21 protein-coding genes are annotated in these 23,001 nt (G+C 68.1%); 7 read left to right on the top strand and 14 right to left on the bottom strand.

Annotated features, from left to right (window positions below):
• The first annotated feature begins 78 nt into the window (after nucleotides 1-78).
• The 3 genes from betI to betA are packed head-to-tail and all read left to right on the top strand — an operon-like array spanning nucleotide 79 to nucleotide 3,895.
• On the top strand, nucleotides 79-693 hold the full coding sequence (gene betI, locus L1787_RS22255) for a choline-binding transcriptional repressor BetI (RefSeq protein ID WP_235711308.1): 615 nt from the start codon (nucleotides 79-81) through the stop codon (nucleotides 691-693).
• Between the two features lie 19 nt (nucleotides 694-712).
• Nucleotides 713-2,173, top strand: coding sequence for a betaine-aldehyde dehydrogenase (gene betB, locus L1787_RS22250; protein ID WP_235711928.1), 1,461 nt, complete (start codon nucleotides 713-715; stop codon nucleotides 2,171-2,173).
• A gap of 60 nt (nucleotides 2,174-2,233) precedes the next feature.
• On the top strand, nucleotides 2,234-3,895 hold the full coding sequence (betA, locus tag L1787_RS22245; protein WP_235711307.1) for a choline dehydrogenase: 1,662 nt from the start codon (nucleotides 2,234-2,236) through the stop codon (nucleotides 3,893-3,895).
• Nucleotides 3,896-3,943: 48 nt separating this feature from the next.
• Here the strand turns inward: betA and L1787_RS22240 are convergent, their stop codons facing one another.
• From L1787_RS22240 to L1787_RS22230, 3 genes are read right to left on the bottom strand one after another with little or no spacing between them, the layout of a single operon-like run.
• Nucleotides 3,944-6,139 carry a xanthine dehydrogenase family protein molybdopterin-binding subunit gene (locus L1787_RS22240; protein WP_235711306.1) on the bottom strand — a complete coding sequence of 732 codons (2,196 nt, stop codon included), beginning with the start codon at nucleotides 6,137-6,139 and terminating at the stop codon, nucleotides 3,944-3,946.
• A complete protein-coding gene (locus L1787_RS22235) occupies nucleotides 6,139-7,119 on the bottom strand; it encodes an FAD binding domain-containing protein (protein ID WP_235711305.1) in 981 nt (326 codons plus the stop codon). The genes L1787_RS22240 and L1787_RS22235 overlap by 1 nt, the downstream gene beginning before the upstream one ends.
• A complete protein-coding gene (locus tag L1787_RS22230) occupies nucleotides 7,116-7,625 on the bottom strand; it encodes a 2Fe-2S iron-sulfur cluster-binding protein (RefSeq protein WP_235711304.1) in 510 nt (169 codons plus the stop codon). The genes L1787_RS22235 and L1787_RS22230 overlap by 4 nt, the downstream gene beginning before the upstream one ends.
• Nucleotides 7,626-8,029: 404 nt before the next feature.
• Between L1787_RS22230 and L1787_RS22225 the strand changes: the two genes are divergently transcribed.
• Nucleotides 8,030-9,433, top strand: a complete 1,404-nt coding sequence (locus tag L1787_RS22225) for an FAD/NAD(P)-binding protein (protein WP_235711303.1) — start codon at nucleotides 8,030-8,032, stop codon at nucleotides 9,431-9,433.
• A gap of 27 nt (nucleotides 9,434-9,460) precedes the next feature.
• On the opposite strand, the gene L1787_RS22220 is transcribed toward L1787_RS22225, so the two are convergent.
• The 3 genes from L1787_RS22220 to L1787_RS22210 form a co-directional block, all read right to left on the bottom strand.
• Nucleotides 9,461-10,522, bottom strand: coding sequence for a LacI family DNA-binding transcriptional regulator (locus L1787_RS22220; protein WP_235711302.1), 1,062 nt, complete (start codon nucleotides 10,520-10,522; stop codon nucleotides 9,461-9,463).
• Nucleotides 10,523-10,682: 160 nt separating this feature from the next.
• The gene (locus tag L1787_RS22215; RefSeq protein WP_235711301.1) at nucleotides 10,683-11,450 is read right to left on the bottom strand and encodes a 3-ketoacyl-ACP reductase; all 768 of its coding nucleotides are present in this window, start codon (nucleotides 11,448-11,450) and stop codon (nucleotides 10,683-10,685) included.
• A 1-nt stretch (nucleotide 11,451) separates the two neighbouring features.
• The gene (locus L1787_RS22210; RefSeq protein ID WP_255720754.1) at nucleotides 11,452-12,564 is read right to left on the bottom strand and encodes an acyl-CoA dehydrogenase family protein; all 1,113 of its coding nucleotides are present in this window, start codon (nucleotides 12,562-12,564) and stop codon (nucleotides 11,452-11,454) included.
• Nucleotides 12,565-12,820: 256 nt separating this feature from the next.
• On the opposite strand from L1787_RS22210, the gene L1787_RS22205 reads away from it, so the two are divergent.
• Both L1787_RS22205 and L1787_RS22200 read left to right on the top strand, forming a co-directional pair.
• Nucleotides 12,821-13,576, top strand: a complete 756-nt coding sequence (locus L1787_RS22205; protein WP_235711299.1) for an enoyl-CoA hydratase/isomerase family protein — start codon at nucleotides 12,821-12,823, stop codon at nucleotides 13,574-13,576.
• A gap of 90 nt (nucleotides 13,577-13,666) precedes the next feature.
• The gene (locus tag L1787_RS22200; protein ID WP_235711298.1) at nucleotides 13,667-14,689 is read left to right on the top strand and encodes a Gfo/Idh/MocA family protein; all 1,023 of its coding nucleotides are present in this window, start codon (nucleotides 13,667-13,669) and stop codon (nucleotides 14,687-14,689) included.
• Between the two features lie 5 nt (nucleotides 14,690-14,694).
• On the opposite strand, the gene L1787_RS22195 is transcribed toward L1787_RS22200, so the two are convergent.
• The 7 genes from L1787_RS22195 to fabI form a co-directional block, all read right to left on the bottom strand.
• A complete protein-coding gene (locus tag L1787_RS22195) occupies nucleotides 14,695-15,300 on the bottom strand; it encodes a hypothetical protein (RefSeq protein ID WP_235711297.1) in 606 nt (201 codons plus the stop codon).
• Between the two features lie 238 nt (nucleotides 15,301-15,538).
• Nucleotides 15,539-16,369 carry an amidohydrolase family protein gene (locus L1787_RS22190; protein ID WP_235711296.1) on the bottom strand — a complete coding sequence of 277 codons (831 nt, stop codon included), beginning with the start codon at nucleotides 16,367-16,369 and terminating at the stop codon, nucleotides 15,539-15,541.
• Nucleotides 16,370-16,506: 137 nt separating this feature from the next.
• Nucleotides 16,507-17,058 (bottom strand): hypothetical protein, encoded by a 552-nt coding sequence (locus L1787_RS22185; protein WP_235711295.1) that lies wholly within the window; start codon nucleotides 17,056-17,058, stop codon nucleotides 16,507-16,509.
• Nucleotide 17,059: 1 nt separating this feature from the next.
• Nucleotides 17,060-18,157 carry a 3,4-dihydroxy-2-butanone-4-phosphate synthase gene (ribB, locus tag L1787_RS22180; RefSeq protein WP_235711294.1) on the bottom strand — a complete coding sequence of 366 codons (1,098 nt, stop codon included), beginning with the start codon at nucleotides 18,155-18,157 and terminating at the stop codon, nucleotides 17,060-17,062.
• A complete protein-coding gene (aroC, locus tag L1787_RS22175) occupies nucleotides 18,154-19,236 on the bottom strand; it encodes a chorismate synthase (protein ID WP_235711293.1) in 1,083 nt (360 codons plus the stop codon). The genes ribB and aroC overlap by 4 nt, the downstream gene beginning before the upstream one ends.
• Nucleotides 19,236-19,838, bottom strand: a complete 603-nt coding sequence (locus tag L1787_RS22170; protein WP_235711292.1) for a histidine phosphatase family protein — start codon at nucleotides 19,836-19,838, stop codon at nucleotides 19,236-19,238. Before L1787_RS22170 ends, aroC begins: the two co-directional genes overlap by 1 nt.
• On the bottom strand, nucleotides 19,838-20,671 hold the full coding sequence (gene fabI / locus L1787_RS22165) for an enoyl-ACP reductase FabI (protein WP_255720720.1): 834 nt from the start codon (nucleotides 20,669-20,671) through the stop codon (nucleotides 19,838-19,840). The genes L1787_RS22170 and fabI overlap by 1 nt, the downstream gene beginning before the upstream one ends.
• 94 nt (nucleotides 20,672-20,765) lie before the next feature.
• Between fabI and L1787_RS22160 the strand changes: the two genes are divergently transcribed.
• On the top strand, nucleotides 20,766-22,244 hold the full coding sequence (locus L1787_RS22160) for an FAD-binding oxidoreductase (RefSeq protein WP_235711291.1): 1,479 nt from the start codon (nucleotides 20,766-20,768) through the stop codon (nucleotides 22,242-22,244).
• 4 nt (nucleotides 22,245-22,248) lie between these two features.
• Here the strand turns inward: L1787_RS22160 and L1787_RS22155 are convergent, their stop codons facing one another.
• Nucleotides 22,249-22,980, bottom strand: a complete 732-nt coding sequence (locus tag L1787_RS22155; RefSeq protein WP_235711290.1) for an SOS response-associated peptidase — start codon at nucleotides 22,978-22,980, stop codon at nucleotides 22,249-22,251.
• Nucleotides 22,981-23,001 lie beyond the last annotated feature (21 nt).

The following is a 23,001-nucleotide window of genomic DNA, read 5'->3' as shown; positions in this document are numbered from 1 at the left end:
TTTATGAGTTGATTGACCAGTCAATTAAAACCCATATGGTCGGTGCATGGCAACCGCCTGTCGAAAACGGAACTCAGCATGGCCAGACCCAGCGTCCAGCATTTGCGCCGGGCCGCACTCATCGAAGCGGCGATCACCGAGATCGGAAGCACCGGCTCGCTCGACGTGACGGTCAGCCAGGTCGCCAAGCGCGCGAACGTCTCCTCGGCACTGGCGCATCATTATTTCGGCTCCAAGGAACAGCTCTTCCTCGCCGCAATGCGCGAAATTCTGACCCGCTATCGCCGTGATGTCATCGCCCGCCTCGCCCGCGCGGTCGGGCCGCTCGCCCGGCTCAACGCGATCATCGATGCGAGCTTCGACGAGCAGCAATATGCGAGGGAGGTCGTCGCGGCCTGGCTCGCTTTCTATGTGAAGGCGCAGACCTCGGACGGGGCGGCGCGGCTTCTGCGCGTCTACATGGCCCGCCTCCATTCCAATCTCCTCGCGAGCCTGAAGCGTCTCGTCGACCCCGCCGAGGCGAACCGGATCGCGGAGGAGGTCGCGGCCTTGATCGACGGGGTCTATATCCGCCAGGCCCTCGGGCCGGGACGGGCCGACAGAATGCGGTCGAAGGCGATGGTCGAGCACTCGCTCGCCAGCCTTCTCGCCAGCGCCGGACGCAAGGACGAGGTGCGACATGTCGCAAGCTGAGATGACGAGCCCACGAGAGATGGCGCAGCCGGACGCGAGCCACTATGTGGCCGGCGCGCCGTTGGAGGACAACGGCGGAACGCCGTTCGAGAGTTACGACCCGGCGACCGGGGAGCCGATTGCCCGCCTGCGTGCAGCCACCAAGGCGGTGATCGACGCGGCCGTTCGGTCGGCCGATGGGGCGTGGCGGGACTGGGCGGCCCGGCCCGGCGTCGAACGCGGCCGCGTTCTCCTGCGCGCCGCGGCGCTGCTGCGCGAGCGCAATCGCGAACTCTCTGTCCTCGAGACGCGCGACACCGGCAAGGCCCTCCAGGAAACGCTGGTCGCCGACGCGGCCTCTGCGGCCGACGCACTCGAATGGTTCGGCGGGATCGCCGCGTCGATCGGCGGCCAGATGATCCCGCTCGGAGCCGACTTTGCCTATACGCGGCGCGAGCCGCTCGGCGTCTGTGTCGGCATCGGGGCGTGGAACTATCCGATCCAGATCGCGGCATGGAAGGCGGCGCCGGCGCTCGCGTGCGGCAACGCGATGATCTTCAAGCCGTCCGAGGTGACGCCCCTGTCGGCGTTGAAGCTCGCGGAGATCCTCACCGAGGCGGGGCTTCCCGCCGGCCTCTTCAACGTCGTTCAGGGGGCGAGCGCGGTCGGCTCCAACCTCACCGCGAACCCGTTCGTCGCCAAGGTGTCGATGACGGGGTCGGTGCCGACGGGGCGCAAGGTCTACACGGCCGCCGCCGAAGGGCTGAAGCCGGCGACGCTGGAGCTCGGCGGCAAGTCGCCCCTCATCGTGTTCGAGGATGCGGACCTCGACGACGCGGTGTCCGGCGCGATGCTCGGCAACTTTTATTCGACGGGCCAGGTGTGCACCAACGGCACGCGCGTTTTCGTCCATGCGAGCCTGCGCGATGCGTTCATCGAGCGCCTTGTCGCCCGGACCGAACGGATCCGCATCGGCGATCCGCTCGACGAGGCGACCCAGATGGGCCCGCTCGTCTCCCACACCCAGCGCGAGAAGGTGCTGTCTTATATCGAGGCGGGGCGGGAGGAAGGCGCGCGCCTCCTCACCGGCGGCGGGATCCCCGAGGTCGCGGGCTTCCCGAACGGGGCATGGATCGAGCCGACCATCTTCGCCGACGTCACCGACACGATGACGATCGCGCGCGAGGAGATTTTCGGCCCCGTCCTCTCCCTCCTCACCTTCGAGGACGAGGCGGAGGTGATCGCCCGCGCCAACGGTACCGGGTTCGGCCTCGCGGCGGGTCTCTTCACCAAAGACCTCGCGCGCGCCCACCGCGTCGCCGCCGCGCTCGACGCGGGGACGCTGTGGATCAACGGATACAATCTGACGCCGGTCGAAATCCCCTTTGGCGGGGTGAAGGCGTCCGGCCTCGGGCGGGAAAATGGCTGGGCCGCGATCGATCACTACAGCCAGGTGAAGAGCGTGCACGTAACGACGGGGTCGGTGGATTGCCCCTATTGAGACGCGTTCGGGCGCCCCTCGGCGCCCTCTGTTGCGACGAGACCAAGGAGCGGGCGAACCGTGGAGGCTGATTTCGTCATCATCGGCGCCGGGTCGGCGGGCTCGGCGATAGCCTATCGCCTGTCGGAGGACGGCGCGCGGTCCGTGCTCGTCCTCGAATATGGCGGATCGGATCGCGGGCCGCTGATCCAGATGCCGGCGGCGCTGTCGATCCCGATGAATATGTCGCGCTATGACTGGGGCTACCAGTCCGAGCCCGAGCCGCATCTCGGCGGGCGGCGTCTCGCGTGTCCGCGCGGCAAGGTGATCGGCGGGTCGTCCTCGATCAACGGCATGGTCTATGTGCGCGGGCACGCGATGGACTTCGACCACTGGGCCGAGGCCGGGGCGAGCGGCTGGGCCTATGCCGACGTCCTTCCCTATTTCCGCCGGATGGAGACCTGGCACGATGGCGGCCATGGCGGCGACCCGACCTGGCGCGGCCATGACGGGCCGCTCCACGTCACGCGCGGGCCGCGCACCAACCCCCTCTTCCGCGCCTTCGTCGACGCGGGCCGCGAGGCCGGCTTCGAGACGACGGACGACTATAATGGCGAGAAGCAGGAAGGCTTCGGGCCGATGGAGGCGACGATCTGGAAGGGGCGTCGCTGGTCCACCGCGAACGCCTATCTGCGGCCGGCACTGCGACGCCGCAATGTCGATCTCGTGCGCTGCTTCGTGCGGCGGATCGTGATGAACAACGGCCGCGCGATCGGCGTCGAGGTCGAGCGCGGCGGACAGGTCGAGGTCGTACGGGCGCGGCGCGAGGTGATCGTCGCCGCCTCGTCGATCAACTCGCCGAAGCTCCTGATGCTCTCCGGCATCGGGCCCGCCGCGCATCTGTCGGAAAACGGCATCGGTGTCGTCGCCGACCGGCCGGGCGTCGGCGCCAACCTCCAAGATCACCTGGAACTCTACGTCCAGCAGGCCTCCACCCAGCCGATCACCCTCTACAAGCACTGGAACCTGGTGAGCAAAGCCGTGATCGGCGCGCAATGGCTCTTCACCGGCAAGGGTCTCGGTGCGTCGAACCAGTTCGAGAGCGCGGCCTTCATCCGCTCGCGCGCGGGCATTCCCTATCCCGACATCCAGTTTCATTTCCTTCCCTTCGCCGTCCGCTATGACGGGAAGGCGGCGGCGGAGGGGCACGGCTATCAGGTCCATGTCGGCCCGATGCGCGCCAACTCGCGCGGCGAAGTCCGGCTCGCGGGGGCCGACCCGCGAACCGCGCCGACCATCCGGTTCAACTATCTGAGCACGGAGGAGGATCGCGCCGATTTCCGCCGTGCGATCCGGGTCACGCGCGAAATCTTCGCCCAGCCCGCCTTCGCCCCCTATCGCGGGCGTGAGATCCAGCCGGGCGCCGACCTCACCACCGACGACGCGCTCGACGCCGTCGTCGCCGAGCACGCCGAGAGCGCTTATCATCCGTGCGGCACCTGCCGGATGGGACGAGCGGACGACCCGATGGCCGTCGTCGATCCCGAATGCCGCGTGATCGGCATCGACAATCTGCGCCTCGCTGACTCGTCGATCTTTCCGCGGATCACCAACGGCAACATCAACGGCCCCTCGATCATGGTCGGCGAGAAGGCGTCCGACCACATTCTCGGCAAGTCGCCGCTCGCGCGCGATGAACGCGCCCCCTGGATCAACCCACGCTGGGAAACGTCGGACCGATAGGAAAACGCCCGGCACCATGGCCGGGCGTCCCCTCGCGGCGAGGCCGGCTCAAGGCAGGCCGGCGAGCACCTTGTCGAGGGTGGCGGGATAGTCGCGCACCCTGACGCCGGTCGCATTGTAGATCGCGTTGACGACGGAGGCGGCCGCCCCGCAAATGCCGAGCTCACCGATCCCCTTCGCCTGAAGCGGGTTCGCCCAATCATCCCGCTCGTCGAGAAGGTCGACCTCGATCTGCGGCACGTCCGCGTTGACGGGGATGTGGTATTCGGCGAGGTCGTGGTTGATGAGATGCCCATCGCGCGCATCGTGGACGAGCGCTTCGGTGAGCGCCATACCGATGCCCCACGTCATCCCGCCGAGGCACTGCGACCGCGCCGTCTTCGCGTTGAGGATGCGCCCGGCCGAGAAGACGCCGAGCATCCGGCGCACCCGCGTCTCCCCGGTCACGGCATTGACGGCGACCTCGGCGAAATAGGCGCCATATGTCGCCTGGCGGCGGGCCTTCTGCGCCTTGCCGGGCTCAAGCTCGCCGACGACATCGATCGCCACGCCGGCGAGGATTTCCGGGAGCGGGATCTTCCGATTGTCGGTGATCGCGTGGCCGTCGACGAGGGTGAGATCCGTCTCCGCGACGGCGACGCGCTTTGCGATCCGCCGGCGGATCTCCTCGCAGGCGATGAAGACGGCCGTCCCCGTCGAGGCCGCCCCCCATGAGCCGCCGGAGCCGGGGCCCGGCGGAAAGTCCGTGTCGCCGAGGCGCGTTTCGATCCGGTCGGGCACGATGCCGAGCATCTCGGAGGCGATCTGAGTGAGGATCGCGTAGGTGCCCGTGCCGATATCCGTCATATCGGTCTCGATCGTCACGTCGCCTTCCGGCGAGAGGCGGACCCGCGCCTCCGCCGGCGCCAGCATGTTGACGCGGACGGCCGAGGCCATGCCTTGGCCGATGAGCCATTCCCCATGCCGCTCGCTGCCGGGCTCCTTGTTGCGATTGTCCCAGCCGAAGCGCTCCGCGCCGTGGACGAGGCAATCCGCGAGCCGGTTCGAGGAATACGGCTTGCCGCTCGACGGATCGACGTCCGGGATATTCCGCAAACGCAGTTCGACGGGGTCGAGCCCCACCTTTTCGGCAAGCTCGTCCATCGCGTTCTCGAGGACGGTGACGCCGATCGCCTCGCCGGGCGCGCGCACCGAGCCCGCGAGCAGCCGATGGACCCGCGCAAGCTCCTCCACCACCTCGCGATGCTCGCCGGCATAGAGGAAGGGCGTCGCCTGGGCGACCGGCTCGGCGAAATCCTCCTCGGGAAGGTTCGAGACCAGATATTCATGCCCGATCCCGGTGAGGCGCCCGTCCTCGCCGGCGGCGAGACGGATCCGTTGACGCGACTCCGAGCGGCGGATCGTCGTTTCGAACACCTGCTGCCGCGAGAGGACGACGCTCACCGGCCGGCCGATCTCGCGCGCGGCGAGCGCGGCGGCGACCCCCTCGTGCGAGATGCCGAGCTTGGAGCCGAAACCCCCGCCGACATAAGGCGCGAGGATGCGCACCTTCTCGGCCGGAATGCCGAGCGAATCGGCGAGTTCGTTGCGGTTGAATTTCAGCATCTGATAGGCACCGCGCAGGGTCAGCTCGTCCCCGTCCCACTGGGCGATCGCGGCGTGCGGCTCCATCGCGGCGCTGTTGTGGCCGGGCGTGCGATAGGTGACGTCGACGGTGTGCGCGGCCTCCGCCATCGCGCGATCGAGATCGCCCTGGCTCGAGCGGTCGGTCTCCTCGCGCACCGTGTCGCTCGCCTCCGGATCGACCGGGGCGGGCCCGCTGGTCTCGATCTCGAGCGCCAAATGGTGGGCGGCGTGACGGGCCGCCTCGAACGTCTCGGCGACCACGAGGGCGACCGGCTGGCCGTGATAATAGATGTCCGACGCGCCTTGATGGGGCGCGGTGTTCTCGGTCCCCTGCGCCGGAACACGCAAGAACCGCTCGCCGGTGAGAACCGCGATGACGCCGTCCATCGCGCTCACCGCCTCGATGCCGAGGCTCTTCAACCGGCCACGCGCGACGGGCGCGCGCACGAGGACGCCGTGGGCGAGACGGTCGACCTCCCATTCAGCGGCGTAGGTCGCCTGCCCGGACACCTTCATCGGCCCGTCCGGCCGGTCGAAGGCCTTGCCGATGATGTCCTGCGACATCTGGTCGAGACGGTGGCGCGTGTCCGGCTCGTCAAATTTGAAGCGAATGTTCATCAGAAGCCTCCCGTCACGTCTGCGAGTGCCGCGGCGAGCGTGCGGCGGACCAGCGGGATCTTGAAATCGTTCTCCCCTGCCCCCGCCGCGTTGGCGAGGAGGACGTCGGCGGCCTCGTCGAAGAGGTCCGGCGTCACCGGCTTTGCGGTCAGCACGTCCTCGACGGCGAAATCGCGCCAAGGCTTCGGCGCGAGACCACCGAAGGAGAGCGCCACCTCGTCGATCACGTCGCCGTCCATCACCACGACCGCGGCGACGGAGACGAGGGCAAAGGCGTAGGAGGCGCGGTCGCGCACCTTGCGGTAGGTCTGACGCCCGCCCGGCGAGGGCGGCAGGATCACGCGGGTGATGAGGTCGCCCGGCTCGAGCACCGTCTCGATGTGCGGCGTATCTCCGGGCAAACGGTAAAACTCGTCGAGCGGAACGCGCCGCATACCGCTTTCCCCTTCGATCTCGACGTCGGCGCCGAGCGCCATCAGGGCGACGGCCATGTCGCTCGGATGGGTCGCGATGCAATGGTCGCTGCCGCCGAGAATGGCGTGCATCCGCGTGAAGCCGCCGATCGCGCCGCACCCGGTGCCGGGCTCGCGTTTGTTACAGGGCTGGCTGGTGTCGTAAAAATACGGGCAGCGCGTGCGCTGCAGGAGATTGCCCCCGGTCGTCGCCTTGTTGCGAAGCTGCCCGCTCGCTCCGGCGACGATCGCCTTGGTGAGGACCGGATAGTGCTCCCGGATCGTCGGATCGACGGCGAGATCGGAGTTGGTGACGAGCGCGCCGATCGCCATCCCGGCCTCGTCGGTCGTCTCGATCGTCTTCATGTCGAGCCGGTTGATGTCGACGAGCGTTGCCGGCGCCATCACCTCGAGCTTCATGAGATCGAGAAGATTGGTGCCTCCAGCGATGAAGGCCGCGCCGGCACCTCGCGCTGCGGCTCTCGCTTCGGCTGGCGAGGGGGCGCGCACATAGTCGAACGCCTTCATTTGTGGCCTCCCTCGGCAACGTCCATGATGGCGTCGACGATGTTCGGATAACAGGCACAGCGGCACAGATTGCCGCTCATCCGCTCGGCGATCTCCGCCTCGGTCAGCTTCGGCATGTCGTTGACGTCTTCGGTCACATGGCTCGGCCAGCCGGCCTTGACCTCGTCGAGCATCGCGGTCGCCGAACAGATCTGTCCGGGAGTGCAGTACCCGCACTGATAGCCGTCGAACTCGACGAACGCCTCCTGCAGCGGCGAAAGCTGGCCTGGAACGCCGAGCCCCTCGATGGTGGTGATCGCATCGCCATCGTGCATGCAGGCGAGCGTCAGGCAGGAATTGATGCGGCGGCCGTTTACGAGGACGGTGCACGCCCCGCATTGACCGTGATCGCATCCCTTTTTCGTACCCGTTAAATGAAGATGATGACGGAGCGCGTCGAGCAGTGTCGTGCGCGGGTCCGCCTCGAGACTGAAATGCTCGCCATTGATCGAAAGGTCCGTTCTCATCGGATGTCCTTCACGTTGGGGCAACAGGCAGGACGAAGGGAGCGCGGCGGTCGGCGATGGCCTCGCCGGGCAGCCGCAGCGCTCCCGGAGCCGTGCGAGATGGTCGGAAAACGCAGGGCGGACGCGATCGTTCGCCCTCCACTCATTTTCATTCAAAGAACTATAAATAGCGGAACAGGCCCGCGCCGCGCCGAGCCGGGCTCGTCAAATTCGCGTGTCGGCCGAACCATTCGGCCCGGTCAGCCGATCGAAGCGGCGGACATCCTCCTGCGATCGGCTCGGCGTCGTCTCGATTGATCGCCGCCCGGCGCGACCGGCGGTGTCAGCCGAGCGAGCTTCGGGCACGCTTTCGCTGCGAGGATGGACCGCACTGTCCGGCTCTGGCGAAAAGAGAGAGCGCTATCGTGCACATCGTGATCATCGGCGCAGGCTTTGCAGGAACCGCTCTCGCGGTCGCCCTCCTGACGCGCGGCGGCGGCGACGTCGGTGTCACCCTCGTCTCGCGATCCGGCGCGCCCGGCCAAGGCCCGGCCTACGGGATCGGCACCCCCTGTCTCAAGCTCGATCGCTCCGTGAGGGAAATGAGCGTCCGGGCCGATCAGCCGCATCATCTCGTCGAGTGGTTGTTTCGCCGCCGCTTCCATATCGGCGCCATCTATCGACCGGACAGTTATATTCCTCGCGAGCTCTATGGGCAGTATCTCGAAGAGACGCTCGCCAGCGCCGCGGCGCTGTCGTCGGCGGCGTTCCGCCTCGTCCGAAGCGACGTGACGGCGGTGCAGCCCGATCGGGTGGGCTACCGGATCGAACTCGGATCGGGCGAGACTTTAGCCGCCGGCCAGGTCGCCCTCGCAACGGGGCTCACCCGGCGGAGGCCGCGGGCAGCATCCGGCCGGCCGATCGTCACCGCTTTCGCCCCCGGCGCCTTGGCGCAGATGGACGAGCGCGATCCCGTCCTCATCGTCGGGACCGGCCCGTCGATGGCCGATCAGGTCCTTCTCCTCAACGCCGCGGGCCATCAGGGGCCGATCACCGCGATCTCGCGGCACGGGCTCGCCCCGCTCGCACATCAGCCCGTCGCCGGCGAGGCGAAGCCGCCGCCCGGACTAAGGCCCGCGACCGGCCTTCTCCCCATGGTCCGCATGGTGCGCGATGCGGTCGCGGATGCCGCCGGAAATGGGGAAGACTGGCGCCCGGTGATCGACGGCACGGCTCTGTCCGTCCCGACGCTCTGGCAATCGCTGAGCGCTGCCGAGAAATTGCGCGCGTTGCGCCATCTGCGCCCCTTTTGGAAGTCCCACCGCCACCGCATCCCGCCTGAGGCGGGCGCCGTGATCGACGCGTGCCGGGCGAGCGGCCGCCTGCGGATCCTCGCCGGTACGATCACCGCGATGGAGGTCGCGAACAGCCGCATCGACGTCACCGTCAGGCCGCGCGGGTCGCATGAGACCCGTCGGGCGTCGTTCGCGCGGGTCATCCTCTGCCCCGGTCCGGCCCGCACGATCGCCGCCCTCCCGCTGCTCGGCGGCATGATGGAGGCTGGAATGATCCGGCCCGGCCCCGCCCGGCTCGGGGTCGACATCGCCGCCGACGCGACCGCGCTCGCACCTGATGGCGCTCGCAATGAAGGCCTCTTCGCGGTCGGGGGTCTCTCGGTCGGTGCGCTCTACGAAACGATTCCCGAGGCGATGCGCCAGCAATGCGCGCGCGTCGCCGGCACGATGCTCGAGCGGATCAAGTCCGACGCCGCCTCCTGGCAGCGGCCGGAGCTCGCGGCCGGAACGCGTCCCGCCGGCCCGGCCGAGTGAGGCCGCGCGCCGCCTCTCCGCCGCGCCTCACGCGGGGCCGGTGACCGCCTCGCGCAAAAACTGGCTGCTCGCCCGGATCGTGAGCGTCGTGTCGATGACGATCCGCTGGGGCGGAGCGTCCGGCGCGGCGATGCGCCGTCTGAGAAGAGAGGCCGCGCCCTGGCCGAGCGCCTCGCGGCTGAAGCCCACCGTGGTGAGCTGCGGGCTCCACATGCGCGCCTCGGTGAGATCGTCGAAGCCGGTCACCGACACGTCGATGCCGGGCTCCAAGCCGCGTTGGCGAAGGCCGAGCATCGCGCCGAAGGCGAGCACGTCGTTGAAGGCGGCGACCGCGGTGATCCCGACATCGCGCTCCATGAGACGGGACATCGCCTCCATGCCGAACATGCGCGTCGCCGGGCCCGTCACCATCAAGGCGGGATCGGGTTCGATCCCCGCCGCCAGAAGGGCGTCCTCGTAGCCGCGAAGGCGGTCGCGGCCGGTGGCGATCGTCTCGTTGACGCCGATCATCGCGATCCGGCGATGGCCGAGCGCGACGAGATGCTCGGTGATGAGCCGCATCCCGTCCCGGTTCGCGCCGCCGACATAGTCGACCGACAGCTCGGGAAGATCGCGCGAGAAGAGGACGACCGGCAGACCGCTCCGGTGCACGGTGCGAATGTCCTCCGGGTCCGTGCCAGCGGCGGGGCAAAGGACGATGCCGTCGACGTTATATTCGCGGAAGGTGTCAATGAACTCGCGCTGCCGCTCCGGCGATTCCTGCGTGTTGCCGAAGAGGACGACGCGCCCGCTGGCGCTCATCTCGTCCTGGATCGTGGCGACGATCTCGGCGAAATAAGGGTTGGTCACATCGTGGACGATAATGCCGACGGTGTGGGTCGAGGCCGTCCTGAGGCTCGCCGCGCCGCGATTATAGACATAGCCGAGCTTGCGGGCCGCCGCTTCGATGCGCTGGCGCGTCGCCGCCGGGATCGAGGGGTGATGACGCAGCGCGAGCGATGCGGCCGCCCGAGAGACGCCCGCCTCTTCCGCCACTTCGAGCAAACGAACCCTTTGCCGCGGCGGCTTTCCCGCCGGATCGTCCGTCATCCCTCGGTCCCCAATGATGGAACGTCATGCTGCACCGGCCAGGCGGCCAGCGGCGAGCCCCGATCGCCGGGAGCCCCGCGCCGCCAGTCTACGCGATTCCACGTCGCCCGCACCCGCTGCGAAACGCTATTCCAACGCCATCCTCCGCGCGGTGCCCGCCTCACAGCCGCGCGATGTGGAGCCCACCATCGACATGGACCACCTCGCCGGTGGAGAAGGCGAGATCGCCCGCCGCGAGCATCGCCGCCGCGCGGCCGACATCGGCCGGCTCGCCCCATCGATTTTGCGGCGTGAAGCCGTTCTCGAACAGCGCGTCATAACGGGGCGCGGCGACGCGCGTCATGTCGGTGCGGATGACGCCGGGGCGGATCTCGTAGGCGCCGATCCCGGCTTCGGCGAGACGCAGCGCGTAGAGCTTCGTCATCATCGAGAGGCCGGTCTTCGAGATGCAATATTCCGCCCGGTCGGGCGAAGCCATGAACGCGTTGGCCGAGGACACGGTGATGATCGATCGCGCCCGTTCGTCCGCGACGGCGAGCATCCGCTTGGCGAGCGCCTGGGTGAGGAAGAACGGCGCGCGCAGATTGACCGTGATCAGCCGGTCGAAGCTCTCCGGCGTCACGTCGAGGATATCGCCCCGCACCTTCACCGAGATGCCGGCATTGTTGACGAGCGATGTCGGCACGCCGAACGGCGCGGCGACTGCGTCCAGGAAAGCATCGTGTCCGTCGACATCGGCGATGTCCGCGACGACGGCGGCGGCGCGTCCCCCGCGCGCCTCCACCCCGGCCACCGTTTCGCCGAGCGTATCCTCGGCGAGGTCGTTGGCGACGATGTCGAAGCCGCGTTCGGAAAGCGCGAAGGCGATCGCCTGACCGATCCCGCGTGCCGCGCCCGTGACGAGCGCGACGCCCTTGCTGGCCGTCATCTCACTTCCCCGCGAGGAGATTGCGGGCGATGATCATCCGCTGGATCTGGTTCGTGCCTTCGTAGATCTGGGTGATCTTGGCGTCGCGATAGAGCCGCTCCACGACAGTGCCACGGATATAGCCGATACCGCCATGGATCTGGACGGCATTTTGCGTGTGGGCGACCGCCGCGTCGCCGGCGAAGCACTTCGCCATCGAGCACTCGGTCGTCGCCCGTTCGCCCCGGTCCATCCGCTCGGCCGCGTCGCGGACCATGAGGCGCGCGGCGTGCGCATCCTTGGCCATGTCGGCGATCATCCACTGGACGCCCTGGAAGGAGCCGATCGGCTCGCCGAACTGGCGGCGCGTGCGGGCATAGTCGAGGCTTTCCTCGAGCGCCGAGGCCACGATGCCGACGGCGAGGGAGCCGATGCCGATGCGGCCTTTGTCGAGGACGCTCATCATCATGTAGAAGCCGCGCCCTTCCTCGCCGAGGAGCGCATCCTTGGACAGCGCGATCCCGTCGAAGGTGAGCCCGCCGACCTGGCTCGCGCGCTGACCCATCTTGTGCTCTTTCGGGCCGGCCGAATAACCCGGACTGTCGGCGTCGACGATGAAGATGCTCATCCCGCGATGCCCGGCCGACGGATCGGTCCGCGCGAGGACGACGGCGAAATCGGCGATCGGTGCGTTGTGGATCCACAGCTTGCCGCCATCGAGGCGCCAGCCATCGTCCGTGCGCGTCGCGGTGGTGCGAATGCCGGACACGTCCGACCCCGCTTCCGATTCGGTGATCGCGTAGGCGCAGCGTTTCTTGAATGCGAGGAGCGGCTTCAGATAGCGCTCCTGCTGGGCCGGCGTCCCATGCTCCGACAAGAGCGTCGCGACGAGCTCGACGAGGCCGCACTGATCGGCGACGGCGGCCGCGCCGCGCGACAGCTCCTCCATGACGAGCGCGTAGGTCACGCAATCGGCCCCAGCCCCGCCGAGGTCTTCCGGCACAGTGATGCCGAAGAGGCCGAGCCGGGCCATTTCCTCGTAAAGATCCTGCGGAAAGGCTTCTGTTTCGTCGAGCTCTTCGGCGCGGGGGCGGACATGGTCCTGCGCAAACGATCGCACCATCCGCTCAATCATCGCCTGTCGGCCGGCGCGATCCTCATCCTGGACGAGATCCACGGGCTATCTCCCTATCGTGTTTTTTGCTCCGCCGGATGGGCCGCGCGCTTGCGCACGCTTCGGGTGTGACCCATACTCGCCGGCAATTAGATCGATCTAGTCACAATGATCGACGCCTGTCGAGTGTCTGAGGGAGGACTTTGATGCAACGTTCCGTCACGGGGCGTGCGGTCGGCGCGCGTGCGTCCATCGCCACCATTTCGGCCGCCGGCGCATGAGCCATATCGAGGTCGAGCATCGCGCCGCCGTCACCCACATCAAGATGATCGGGAGCCCCGACCGCGGCAATCCGCTTTCGGAGGAGATGGTCGCCGCTCTCCTCGGCGCGATGGACGCGGCGGAGGCGGACGACGCGGTCAAGGCGATGGTGCTGTCCGGCACCGAGCGGCATTTCTGCGTCGGGGCGGATCTGCGCGATATCGACACCCGCGAGGCGATCGCCGCCGTCCTCGGCAACTGGCTCGAAGGTCATGACAAACTGACCCGCCGGCAAAAGCCCGTCATCGCGGCGGTGCGCGGTCATGCGGTCGGCGGCGGTTTCGAGCTCGCCCTCGGCTGCGATATGATCGTCGCCGCCGAGGACGCCCGCTTCTCGCTGCCCGAAACCGGCATCGGCGTCATTCCCGGCCAGCAGGGAACGCAGCGCATCATCGCCCTCGCCGGCCGCGCGATCGCGACGGACCTCGCCCTCACCGGCCGCGTCCTGTCCGGGATCGAAGCGCGCGAGACGGGGATCGCCGCGCGCGCCGTGCCCGCAGACGCGGTGGTGCCGACGGCCCTCGAGATCGGCGCCGCGATCGCCGAGCGCAGTGCCCCGTCGATCCGCTTCGCGCGCGAGATCCTGTGGAGCGCCAGCGAAGGCCACCTTGCCCAGACCTTCCGCACCGAGCGCCTTCTCGCCTCCCTCGTCCTCGACACCGCCGAGAAGAAAGAGCGCGTCGGCGCCTTTCTCGCCGCCCGGCGCAAATGATCGACCCCGCCGGGGGTTGCCTCGGCGGAACGCTCCATCCCATCGTCGTCCCGCGAGGACGTTCCGCCCGCACGCTCGGAGACAACAAGAATGACATACCGCATCGCGATCGTCGGCACCGGCATGGCCTTCGCCCCCCACGCAGAGGCGCTCCACGACCTGTCCGACACCTACGAGGTCGCCGGCGCCTATAGCCGCTCCGAGGCGCGACGGGCCGAGGCCGCCAGCCGCGGCTTCAAGACGGTGGACGATCTCGACGCCCTCATCGCCGATCCGACGATCGATGCCGCGCTCATCCTCACCCCGCCGCCCTCGCACGGCGAGATCGCCTCGGCGTTCCTGCGCGCCGGCAAACACGTCCTTCTCGAAAAGCCGCTCGCGCTGACGAGCGCGGAGGCGCGCACCCTCGTGGAGCTCGCCGAGGCGGAAGACCGGCGGCTCGGCATCGTCTTCCAGCACCGCTATCGCGTGGCGTCGTCGGCGCTTTCCCGGCTCGTCGAATCCGGCGCGCTCGGCAAGGTGACGGCCGCGACCTGCATCATCCCGTGGTGGCGTCCCCAGTCCTATTATGACGAGCCCGGCCGGGGCACGATGGCGCGCGATGGCGGCGGCGTCCTGATCACCCAGGCGATCCATACGCTGGACGTCTTCCGCGCCGTCGCGGGCGGGATCGCCGCCGTGAGCGCCGCCGCGACGACGACCGCGATCCACAGCATGGAGTGCGAAGACTATGTCGGCGCCGCGCTGCGCCTGTCGAATGGTGGTGTCGGCACGCTGATGGCGACCACCGCGTGCCATCCGGGGCACAGCGAGGAAATCACGCTGATCGGGGAAAAGGGCGTCGCCCGCCTCATCGGCGCCCTCCTCACCGTCGATTGGGCGGACGGCCGTCAGGAAACGTTCGGCGAAGAAGCGGCGACCGGCGGCGGGGCCGACCCGATGGCGTTCTCGTCCGAGGCGCATCGCGCGGTGCACGCCGAATTCGCCGCTGCGATCGGCGAGGGCCGCGCTCCGGCGGTCGACGGGCGGGACGGGCTGAGAACGCAGCTCCTCATCGACGCGCTCCTCGAATCGGCCGAGCGGGGCGCATGGGTGGAGGTGGCGGCGGGCTGAGCAATTCAGGCCGACGCCGACCGCACGTTCATCGAAAACACGGCATCGTTCCGATAACCGGTGCCGCGATGATCGAGAAACACCTCGATATGAAGATGCCCGCCTTTCGCGCGTTCGTCCTCCTCGGCGACCGCGCGAAAGGAGGCGCGCAGCTTTTCCCAGATATCGGGCGTCTCCGCCATGTCATAGGCGGTTTGGAAGGTGGTGAAGGCGCGCGGCGAACCGATCCAGGCGTTCGGCACGTCCTTCTCGATCGAGCCACCCTTGATCACGAACACCCGCGGCACCCGCCGGATCGACTCGCACAGAATGAATTCGCACGTCTTACGCGACGTCATGTGAATGTCGAACAACGCGCGCAGCACGCGCGGCGTATCCCAATCGGCGGGCTCACCCGCGAAATAATGCTTGAGAAATTCCGTCGTTTCCACGGTGCGCCCTGCGGTCGACAGGCACGCGTGGGGATGGAGAATGACGGTCTCCAACAGGCCGGCCAGGATGGAACTCTGGCGAAAATTCGCCTCGAACTTGGCGATAACGTCCGCCGGCAACGGCGAGTCGGCGTGAACGCAGAGCTCGTTCCCGACGCGTTTGCAAACAGCGAACGTCATATCTCCACCCCCTGAAAGGGCTCAGAACAACGCACTGGTCATCCGGTGGCGGCGTTTGAGGAGACGCGCCATGCGGCCCTCGCCCTCCGCCCGTCGCGGACGGCGGCCGCGCGATGCGTCGCCGTTCGCCCATCATCAGATCGCCGCTGAAATCTACATCAGGCCGGACGGCCGACAAAGAGAAAAGACAAACACAAGTCTTTCTCGCGATCGACGCCCGGCCTGACGCCGCTTTATCTTAGAAGCCGTAGACCTCGGCCGCGTTGTCGACCAGGATCCGCTCCCGCGTCTTGTCGTCCTCCACCCAATCGAGCATGAGGTCGAGCAACAAGGCATCGTCCGGCTTGTCGGTGACGGAGGGGTGCGGCCAATTCGAGGCCCACAACATCCGCTCCGGCGCGGCCTTCGCGAGGGCCTTCGCGAGGGTGCCTACATCGGAGTAAGGCGGGCCGGTGCGCGACACCTCGTAGGGCGCGGACAGCTTCACCCACACCCGCCCCGTGTCGACGAGGTCGAGCAGCGTCTTGAACGCCGGATGGTCGACCCCGACCGGCTCCAGATATTTGCCCACATGATCGATCACGATCGTCCCCGGCCAGGACAGGATCTGCGCCTTCTTCTCGGGCAGCAGCCGGCCGTCGAGCTGAAGCTGGACGTGCCAGCCGACCTCTTGCACCCGCGCCGCGATGGTGTCGAGCATCTCCCAGGGGATCGCGCCGCCGGGCAGCATGTGGAAGCGCGCGCCGCGCATGCCCTGGTCGGTCAACGTGCGAAGCTCGTCGAGCGTCACCTGATCGTCGACGACGGCGATCCCGCGCGTGGTCTCGAGGCCCAGCGCGGCGATGCCGTCGACCGTGCAGCGATTGTCCTTGCCGTAGGCGCTCGGCTGGACGATCACCGTCCGCGTCGTACCGAGGCGCTTTTGCAGGAGCCGATAATCGTCGACCGTCGCGTCGGGTGCGGGGCCGAGAGCCGTCGGGGCGAGCGGATATTCCTTGCCGTAGACGTGCATGTGGGTGTCGCACGTGTTCTTGGGGGCGACGAGCTTCGGCGCGCTGTCAGATACCATGTTTCCTCCTTTACACCCCTGTCAGTGGAGCGTTGTCATCTTGCTTTAGAGCAAGTCGCGCGCGGTGATAACCGTCCCGTGACATAGGCCGGCATCGAAACGCGGGGGAAACGGCATGGTGGCCGGTCGAGGGGGCGTCAGGCGTCCTTGGCGGCCGCGCGCAGCGCGACGAGGCGCTTCTCGATCACCGCGGGATCCATGTTCAACGTGTGAAGCGTGACCTTCACGGTAGAGCCCGACACGCGCGCATTGTGCGCGGAGACACGGTGCAGCAACGGCACCTTTTCGCGGTAGGCGAGCGCATCCTTCAACGGCCCGTCGACCTTCAGAACGAGCGTCGACAGCTGCATCGTGCGCAGCGCGTGCCACTCGACCTTCATGTCGGCGATCGCTTCCCAGCGAATGATCCCGACGCGCGCCACATAGATGCCCCGCAGATCCGCGCCGAGCTGAGGCACGCGCGGATCGAGGGTCGGCCAGAAATAGAGCGCCGAGAACGTCCCCATCAGGCTGATGACGAGGAAGACCGGGTTGACCTGGACGACGGTCGCCAAGACGCCGATCAGCGTCGCGACGCCGCCGCCATAGACCATCAGGTCGCCCTGGTGCGGCTTGTATCCCGCGACGAAGGGAGTCGGCGTTCCGCCGCCGGGGCCCGGTCCGTCGCCGAAGCTGCCGCTGAAGTCCATGTCAGACCGCCCCGTCGACGGGCTCGGTCGCGGTGATGGCGATCCCGAAGCCTTCGAGGCCGACATAACGCCGGTCATGCGAGGCGAGGAGGCGGATCGAGTGAACGCCGAGATCGCGCAGGATCTGCGCGCCGAGGCCGATCTCGCGCCACTGGCGGGAGCGGGCCTGCGCGCTCTGATGCCCCTCGTCTTCCGACGAGCCGGACGCGGAGGCAACGCCGACGGCCCCGTCGCGCAGATAGACGAGAACGCCCCGCCCTTCGCTCTGAAAGCGATCGACCACGCGTTTCGGTCCACCGGCGCCGAACACGTCGTCGATCACGCTCTCGCGCACCAGACGCACCGGAACGTCGGCCCCGTCACGAATGTCGCCGACGACGATGGCGACGTGATGCAGCGTGTCGAACGGCGTCGTGTAGGAGACGAAGCGGACCGGGCCGATGCCCATCGTGCGGCTCTGATCGGAGACACGCTCGACGAGGCGGTCGTTGCGCTGACGCCAGGCGATGAGATCGTTGACGGAGACCTGGGCGAGGCCATGCTGTTCGGCGAAGGCCGTCACCTGCGGCCCGCGCATCACCGTGCCGTCATCGTTGACGAGCTCGGACAGAACGCCGACCTCCGGCAGTCCGGTGAGCTGGCACAGATCGACCGCCGCCTCGGTGTGGCCGGAGCGGATCAAGACGCCGCCATCGCGCGCGATCAGCGGAAAGACGTGCCCGGGCCGCACGAAGTCGGCCGCGCCCGAGTTGGGGTTCGCGAGCGCGCGGACGGTGTTCGTCCGCTCGTCCGCCGAGATGCCGGTGGTGAGGCCGTGCTTGACGTCGACGGAGACGGTGAAGGCGGTGGCGAGCGGCGCGTCATTGTCGGCGACCATCGGCGACAGATGGAGCCGCCGGGCCGCCTCGCGCGTCATCGGTGCGCAGACGATGCCGGACGTGTGGCGCACCATGAAGGCGAGCTGCTCCGGCGTCGCGAGCGAGGCGGCGCAGATCAGATCGCCCTCATTCTCCCGATCGTCATCGTCGGTGACGACGACGAGTTCGCCCCGCTCGAAAGCGCGCAGCGCCGCGGCAACGCGCGTCGTATCCTCGGTCAAGATCGTTCCCCTGTCTGTGCCCGATCCCGCAAATGGTGATCGGCGAGCACAATCGCCATCATCGCCTCACCGACGGGCACGGCGCGGATGCCGACGCACGGATCGTGGCGGCCGGTGGTCGACACGTCGACCTCCTCCCCGCCGCGTGTCACCGAGCGCCGCGCGGTGCGGATCGACGATGTCGGCTTCACGGCGAAGCGGACCACCACCGGCGCCCCGGTGGAGATGCCGCCGAGCACGCCGCCGGCATTGTTGGTCAGAAATTCCGGGCCGTTCGGGCCCATGCGCATCTCGTCGGCGTTCTCCTCGCCGGAGAGGCGCGCCGCCTCGAAGCCAAGCCCGATTTCAACGCCCTTCACGGCGTTGATCGACATCATCGCGCTGGCGAGATCCTGATCGAGCTTGCCGTAGATCGGCGCGCCCCACCCGGCCGGTGCCCCCGAGGCCTCGATTTCGACCACGGCGCCGACGGACGATCCGGCGCGGCGCACCTCGTCGAGACGCGATTCCCAGCGCAGCGCCGCCGCTTCATCGGGGCAGAAGAAGTCGTTGTCGTCGATGATCGACCAGTCGCGCGCGTGCGCCTTGTCGCCCCCCATCTCGACGAGCGCGCCGCGGATCGTCACGCCCGGCACCACCGCCCGCGCGATCGCGCCGGCCGCGACGCGCACCGCCGTCTCGCGCGCCGATGAGCGGCCGCCGCCGCGATAGTCGCGCAGGCCGTATTTGACGTCGTAGGTGTAATCCGCGTGGCCGGGGCGGTAGCGGTCGGCGATCTTGGAATAATCCTTCGAACGCTGGTCGACATTCTCGATGATGATGCCGATCGGCGTGCCGGTCGTCAGGAGCCCGTCTTCGGTCTCGAGCACGCCGGAGACGAGGCGCACGGTGTCGGGCTCGCGCCGCTGGGTCGTGTGCCGGCTCTTGCCGGGGCGGCGGCGGTCCATCGCGCTCTGGATCGCATCCATGTCGAGGCGGATGCCCGGCGGGCACCCGTCGACGACGCCGCCGATCATCGGCCCGTGGCTCTCGCCGAAGGTGGTGACGCGGAAAAGATGACCGAACGTGTTGTGCGACATCAGAAGAGCTCGAGCTTGCCCGCCTCGAAGACGGCGACCTTGTCCTGCGGGGTCGGAAGGCTCGGCACCTCGTGCCATGGAATGCCGAGGATCAGCCCCTGAAGGACGCGATAGACGCCGCCATGCGTCACCGCGATCGTATCCTCTTCGATGCCTTCGAGCCATTCCCCGACGCGCGCGGCGAGTTCGGCATAGCTTTCCCCGCCGGGCGGGCGAAAGCTCCATTTGTCTTTCTTGCGCTTGTCGACGAGGCCGCGCTGTCCGCCGTCCTTCAGCTCGTCATAGGTCGAGCCGGACCAGTCGCCGAAATGAACCTCTTTCAGCCGGTCGTCGGTCGGCGCCTTGCCAGTGAGGCCGAGCTTGTCGCGCACGATCGCCATCGTCTCGCACGAACGGCCGAGCGGCGAGGAGACGAAGGCGAGCCCGCCGGGCGTGACGCCATCGGCCGCCAGACGCTTGGCGAGGCGCTCGCCGTTGCCGGCGGCCTGGCCGCGCCCCTTGGCGTTGATCGGAATATCGAGCTGCCCCTGCAGCCGCCCTTCCACGTTCCAGTCGGTCTCGCCGTGACGGATGTGGATGAGGCGCACGCCGTCGGCGAGCATCAACTCGCCGAATCGCCGGGATCGAGCACGCGGGCAATGTCCGGCGCGTCCGGCGCCTTCATGCCCACGACGTGATAGCCGCAATCCACATGGTGAACCTCACCCGTCACCGAACGCGAGAGCGGCGACAGGAGATAGGCCGCGGCGTCGCCCACTTCGTCGATACCGACGATGCGGCGGAGCGGCGAGTTCAACTCGTTCCATTTGAGGATATAGCGGAAGTCACCGATCGCCGACGCCGCCAGCGTCTTCACCGGGCCGGCCGACAGGGCGTTGACGCGGATATTGGAGGGCCCGAGATCGGCCGCGAGATAGCGCACCGAGGCTTCGAGCGCGGCTTTTGCGACACCCATCAGATTGTAATTCGGCATCACCTTCTCGGCGCCGTAATAGGTCAGCGTCAGAAGCGAGCCGCCATCCGACATCAGCGGCTCGGCGCGCCGTGCGATCTCGGTGAACGAGTAGCAGGAGATGACCAGCGACTGGGTGAAGTTGTCGAGCGTGGTGTCGACGAAACGGCCCGTCAGCTCGGTCTTGTCCGAATAGGCGACCGCGTGAACGATGAAGTCGAGCCCGCCCCAAGCCTTCGCCACATTGTCGAAGACGGCATCGAGGCTCGCCGGGTCGGTCACGTCGCAATGGCCAGCCACCATTGCATCGAGAGAGGTCGCGAGCGGCTCGACGCGCTTGCGCAATGCATCACCTTGATAGGTGAAGGCCAGCTGCGCACCCTGGTCGTGCGCCGCCTTGGCAATGCCCCACGCGATTGATCGATTGTTCGCGACCCCGAAGATCAGTCCGCGTTTTCCCGCGAGAATGCCGGAGCCACTCATAATTCACGCCTTTGGAATTGAATGCGCGCACGCGCGTCAAGGAACGCGCTATGACATACCGGCCCCCAAAGTGCCAAGCAAGCGGAGCCGAACGATGACCGACCCTCTCCCCGCCCAACCGCACGAAACGTCGCAGGCCGCGATCGACGCCTTTCGCGCAGCGATCGTGGGAGAGCTCGGGGGCGACGCCCTGCTCGACGACCCGGACCGCATGGTCCCCTATCTGCGCGAATGGCGGGATCTTTTCCACGGAACGACACCCTTCGTGCTGCGTCCGCGCAACACCGGCGAGGTCGCGACGATCGTCAGGCATGCCGCCGCGAATCGCGTCGCCCTCGTGCCGCAAGGCGGCAACACCGGCCTCGTCGGCGGGCAGATCCCGGTGACCGGCGGGCGTGAGGTCGTCGTCTCCCTGGAGCGGATGAACGGCATCGTCGAGGTCGACGCGCGCGGCAACACCATGACGGTCGAGGCCGGCGCGATCGTCGCCGACATTCAGGCAGCCGCCCTCGCCGAGGACCGGATTTTCCCGGTGACGCTTGCCTCCCAAGGCTCCTGCCGTGTCGGCGGGCTGATCTCGACGAATGCCGGCGGCACGGGGGTGCTCGCCTACGGCAACACGCGCGATCAGGTGCTCGGCCTCGAAGTCGTGCTCGCGGACGGGCGGATCTGGAACGGTCTGCGGGGCCTGCGCAAGGACAATACCGGTTACGATTTGAAACACCTCTTTATCGGCGCGGAGGGCACTCTCGGCATCGTGACGCGCGCGGTGCTGAAGCTTGCGCCGAAACCCTATGCCCGCGATGTCGCCCTCGTCGGGGTCGATTCGCCCGCGACCGCGCTCTCGCTGATGGCCCGCGTCCGCGGCGCCGTCGGCGAATCGCTGACGGCGTTCGAGCTCATCCCCCGAATCGGACTCCAGTTCGTCCTGACCTACGGGCATGGCGCGCGCGACCCGTTCACCAATGGGCTGCCGGACTGGGCCGTCCTCATCGAGGCGAGCACCTTCTCGCCCGACCGTCCGATGCGCGACGTTCTCGAGGCGGTTCTCATGGCGGCCTACGAAGACGGCACGATCACCGATGCCGTCGTCTCCCAATCGATCGCCGAGGCGGAGGATTTTTGGCGCCTGCGCGAGCAGCTCTCCGAGGTGCAGGGAAAGGCCGGCGGCTCAATCAAGCACGACGTGTCCGTGCCGGTGGCCGCGGTGCCGCAATTCCTCCAGGAGGGGATCGAGGCGGCGCTGACGGTGGTGCCCGACGCGCGCCCGGTGCCGTTCGGCCATCTCGGCGACGGCAACATCCACTTCAATTTCTCCCAGCCCGAGGGCGGCGACAAGGCCGCCTTCCTCGCCAAATGGGAGGCGGTGAACGCCGCCGTGCACGCGGTGGTGAAGCGCTTCAACGGCTCGATCGCGGCCGAGCACGGCGTCGGCCGGCTGAAGCGGGAGATGCTCTATACCGTGCGCGACGATGTCGAGCTCGACATGATGCGCTCGATCAAGGCCGCCTTCGATCCCGACAACATCATGAACCCCGGCCGCGTCCTTCCCACGAAGCCGCGCGGGGCCTGACGCCTCAGAAGAGGGACGGCTGATCGTCCGCCGCCGGCGCGGCGGCGGTGTCCGGCTTCTCCGCCTTCGCCGGCTCTTCCGGGTCGGGCGTCAGCAGACCCTCCCCTTCATTGCGGGCGTTGCTGAGGCGGATCGACACCGGGCGCGCGGTATAAGCCGCTCGCTCGGTGAGCGCGAGCGCGCGCGGCGCGTCCTCCATCCACGGATCGAGCCAGGCCGACCAGGCCGCCTCCGGGACCGTGAGCGGCATCCGGTCGTGATAGTCGGCCGGAACGCCGGTCGCCGCCGTCGTCAGGATCGCGGCGGTGTCGAGCTCCTCGCCATTCGGGCCGATCCAAGTCTCCTCGATCCCGGCGAGCGCGAACGGGCCGCCGGTCTCGAACAGATACGGGATCTTCCGCGCTCCGCTGCGCTTCCACTCGTAAAACCCCGTCGCCGGGACGAGGATGCGCCGCCGGCGCAAGGCGTTGCGGAAGGTCGGCTTGTCCGCCGCCGTCTCCGACCGGGCGTTGATGAGAAGCGGAAAGGCCGCCGGATCCTTCACCCAGGACGGCAGAAAGCCCCATTTGACGAGGCCCACCGTCCGCGTCCGATCCTCACGGCTCTCGCGCACCACGTGGATCGGCTGGGTCGGGGCGATATTGTAGCGCGGCGGAAAGGGCACGATCTCGCCCTTCACCGCGAACACGGCGCGCAGCGCTTCCACCGGGAGCGTCAGATTGAAACGGCCGCACATCGGCGCCTCCACCCCTCGCCC

This window comes from Acuticoccus kalidii, from assembly GCF_021556395.1.
Classification (GTDB): domain Bacteria; phylum Pseudomonadota; class Alphaproteobacteria; order Rhizobiales; family Amorphaceae; genus Acuticoccus; species Acuticoccus kalidii.
Note: the sequence above shows the minus strand (reverse complement) of the source record. Positions and strands in the feature narration are given on the sequence as shown.

Excerpts from the sequence above, each read along its gene's own strand:
- betI (WP_235711308.1), top strand. The coding sequence starts at position 79 with ATGGCCAGACCCAGCGTCCAGCATTTGCGCCGGGCCGCACTCATCGAA.
- betB (WP_235711928.1), top strand. The coding sequence starts at position 713 with ATGGCGCAGCCGGACGCGAGCCACTATGTGGCCGGCGCGCCGTTGGAG.
- L1787_RS22240 (WP_235711306.1), bottom strand. The coding sequence starts at position 6,139 with ATGAACATTCGCTTCAAATTTGACGAGCCGGACACGCGCCACCGTCTC.
- L1787_RS22235 (WP_235711305.1), bottom strand. The coding sequence starts at position 7,119 with ATGAAGGCGTTCGACTATGTGCGCGCCCCCTCGCCAGCCGAAGCGAGA.
- L1787_RS22230 (WP_235711304.1), bottom strand. The coding sequence starts at position 7,625 with ATGAGAACGGACCTTTCGATCAATGGCGAGCATTTCAGTCTCGAGGCG.
- L1787_RS22220 (WP_235711302.1), bottom strand. The coding sequence starts at position 10,522 with ATGACGGACGATCCGGCGGGAAAGCCGCCGCGGCAAAGGGTTCGTTTG.
- L1787_RS22215 (WP_235711301.1), bottom strand. The coding sequence starts at position 11,450 with ATGACGGCCAGCAAGGGCGTCGCGCTCGTCACGGGCGCGGCACGCGGG.
- L1787_RS22210 (WP_255720754.1), bottom strand. The coding sequence starts at position 12,564 with ATGATTGAGCGGATGGTGCGATCGTTTGCGCAGGACCATGTCCGCCCC.
- L1787_RS22205 (WP_235711299.1), top strand. The coding sequence starts at position 12,821 with ATGAGCCATATCGAGGTCGAGCATCGCGCCGCCGTCACCCACATCAAG.
- L1787_RS22200 (WP_235711298.1), top strand. The coding sequence starts at position 13,667 with ATGACATACCGCATCGCGATCGTCGGCACCGGCATGGCCTTCGCCCCC.
- L1787_RS22195 (WP_235711297.1), bottom strand. The coding sequence starts at position 15,300 with ATGACGTTCGCTGTTTGCAAACGCGTCGGGAACGAGCTCTGCGTTCAC.
- L1787_RS22190 (WP_235711296.1), bottom strand. The coding sequence starts at position 16,369 with ATGGTATCTGACAGCGCGCCGAAGCTCGTCGCCCCCAAGAACACGTGC.
- L1787_RS22185 (WP_235711295.1), bottom strand. The coding sequence starts at position 17,058 with ATGGACTTCAGCGGCAGCTTCGGCGACGGACCGGGCCCCGGCGGCGGA.
- aroC (WP_235711293.1), bottom strand. The coding sequence starts at position 19,236 with ATGTCGCACAACACGTTCGGTCATCTTTTCCGCGTCACCACCTTCGGC.
- L1787_RS22170 (WP_235711292.1), bottom strand. The coding sequence starts at position 19,838 with ATGCTCGCCGACGGCGTGCGCCTCATCCACATCCGTCACGGCGAGACC.
- fabI (WP_255720720.1), bottom strand. The coding sequence starts at position 20,671 with ATGAGTGGCTCCGGCATTCTCGCGGGAAAACGCGGACTGATCTTCGGG.
- L1787_RS22160 (WP_235711291.1), top strand. The coding sequence starts at position 20,766 with ATGACCGACCCTCTCCCCGCCCAACCGCACGAAACGTCGCAGGCCGCG.
- L1787_RS22155 (WP_235711290.1), bottom strand. The coding sequence starts at position 22,980 with ATGTGCGGCCGTTTCAATCTGACGCTCCCGGTGGAAGCGCTGCGCGCC.